Source organism: Vibrio sp. D431a, assembly GCF_030248655.1.
GTDB lineage: Bacteria > Pseudomonadota > Gammaproteobacteria > Enterobacterales > Vibrionaceae > Vibrio > Vibrio alginolyticus.
The window spans coordinates 1-2,243 of the sequence record NZ_JAHGAP010000005.1 but is presented as its reverse complement, the minus strand read 5'-3'; the positions used below and the strand labels follow the sequence as shown (position 1 = coordinate 2,243).

The 2,243-nt window shown below is 49.6% G+C and carries 1 protein-coding gene; it reads left to right on the top strand.

The genetic code is table 11. The annotated features are described in order from the left end of the window. Window positions 1–13: 13 nt before the first annotated feature. Window positions 14–2,243: tandem-95 repeat protein (locus KJB35_RS05070; protein WP_285469418.1), on the top strand; the 2,230-nt coding region annotated here is incomplete at its 3' end.

Sequence of the window (2,243 nt, the reverse complement as noted above, 5' to 3'; positions counted from 1 at the left end):
TGTGGCGGACATCGTGGCAGACAAAGCGACGGTTGTGGAAGACACGGCGACCATCATTAAGGTCTTAGATAACGACACGTTCGAAGGCGACGACAAAGTGGTGTCGCTTGATACCAATAACGGTCCAGCTAACGGCACGGTCTCGGTCAATCCTGATGGCAGCGTAACTTACACGCCAAACGACAACTACCACGGTACAGACAGCTTCACCTACATTGTCACGTCAGGCGGGGTATCGGAATCCACCACGGTGAGCGTTGATGTGACGCCAGTGAATGATGCACCAGTGGCAAAAGATGACACGGCGATTACTGACGAAGACACGCCAGTGACGATTGATGTCCTGCCAAACGACACCGATATTGATGGCGAGAAGCTGAGTATTGAATCAGCCTCTGTACCTAAAGAGCAGGGCACGGTTGAAGTGGTGGATGGAAAACTCGTCTTCACTCCGGCAGAAAACTTCAATGGTGACGCTGAAATCACCTACATCGTTACGGACGGTGAATTGACCGACGAAGCGAAGGTGACCGTTACAGTAAATCCAGTAAACGATGCACCAACTATCAAAGTTGATGCCGTAGAAAGCATCACTGAAGATGCAGTGAACACGGATACGGTAGTCGCAACCTTAACGGTTCGTGATACTGATACGCCAGAAGACCAATTAACCGTTTCTTTAGAAAACAACTCAAACGGTTACTTTGTGTTAGTTGGCGATGAAGTCAAGCTGACTCAAGCAGGCGTCGATGCGGTTAACAACGATGAACTTAACCTAAAAGACCTGACTATCAGCGCGTCAGTATCGGATGGTGTTAATCCAACGGCTAACGACAGTGATAGTTTGATTGTGAATCGTGTTAACGATGCGCCGACTGTTGATAATGTCATCTCAGATCAAGTGTTATCGGAAGATTTCGATGCATACACGATCGACTTGAATGAAGTATTCAAAGATTCCGATTCCTCGCTAGAATTCTCAGTCTCTGGCAATAACAACATCCAAATTTCTATTGTGAATGGTGTTGCTACCATCACTCCGACTGCGGATTGGAATGGCAAAGAGACAATTACGTTCACAGCTAAAGACCCAAGCGGTGAAAGCGTCAGTCAAACGGTGAACTTTACGGTAGCACCAGTAGCTGACATTGAGGCTGATAGTGCGGATGTAGTCGAAGACACACCAACCATCATTAACGTCTTAGGTAACGACACGTTTGACGGCGACGATAAAGTAGTGTCGCTTGATACCAATAAAGGCCCAGCTAACGGCACGGTCTCGGTCAACCCTGATGGCGCCGTGACCTACATACCAGATGATAACTACGTCGGCAAAGATACGTTCACTTATGTCGTGACATCAGGCGGTGTGTCTGAATCCACTACCGTTGAAGTCAATGTGACGCCGGTCAACGACGCGCCAGTGGCAAAAGATGACACGGCGATTACTGACGAAGACACACCAGTGACGATCGATGTCCTGCCAAACGATACTGATGTGGATGGCGATAAGTTGTCGATCCAATCTGCGTCTGTACCTGAAGCACAAGGTAAGGTTGAAATTGTTGACGGAAAACTGGTCTTCACACCGGCTGAGAACTTCAATGGCGACACCGAAATCACTTACACCATCACTGATGGTGCACTGACTGACCAAGCGACGGTCAATGTCACGGTGAATGCGGTGAACGACACGCCTGCGGTTGAAAGCAACCTCGCAGACCAAACCTTGGCAGAAGACTTTACGCCATACACCATCGATCTAAATACCGCCTTCAGCGATGTGGATAACGTGGATGGCGAGTTAACGTTTAGCGTCTCTGGTAATAGCAATGTCAATGTCTCAATAGAGAACGGCATCGCGACCATCTCACCAACGGCAGACTGGAACGGCTCAGAAATCCTAACCTTTACTGCCACCGATCCAAGCGGTGAAAGCGTCAGCCAAACGGTGAACTTCACAGTAGCGCCTGTGGCGGACATTGAGGCTGATAAAGCGACGGTTGTGGAAGACACGCCAACCATCATTAAAGTTTTAGGTAACGACACGTTCGAAGGCGACGACAAAGTGGTGTCGCTGGATACCAACAACGGTCCAGCCAACGGCACGGTCTCGGTCAACCCGGACGGCAGCGTGACTTACACGCCAAACGACAACTACCACGGGGCAGACAGCTTCACGTACATCGTTACCTCCGGTGGGGTCAGTGAGTCCACCACGGTGAACGTCGATGTCACACCAG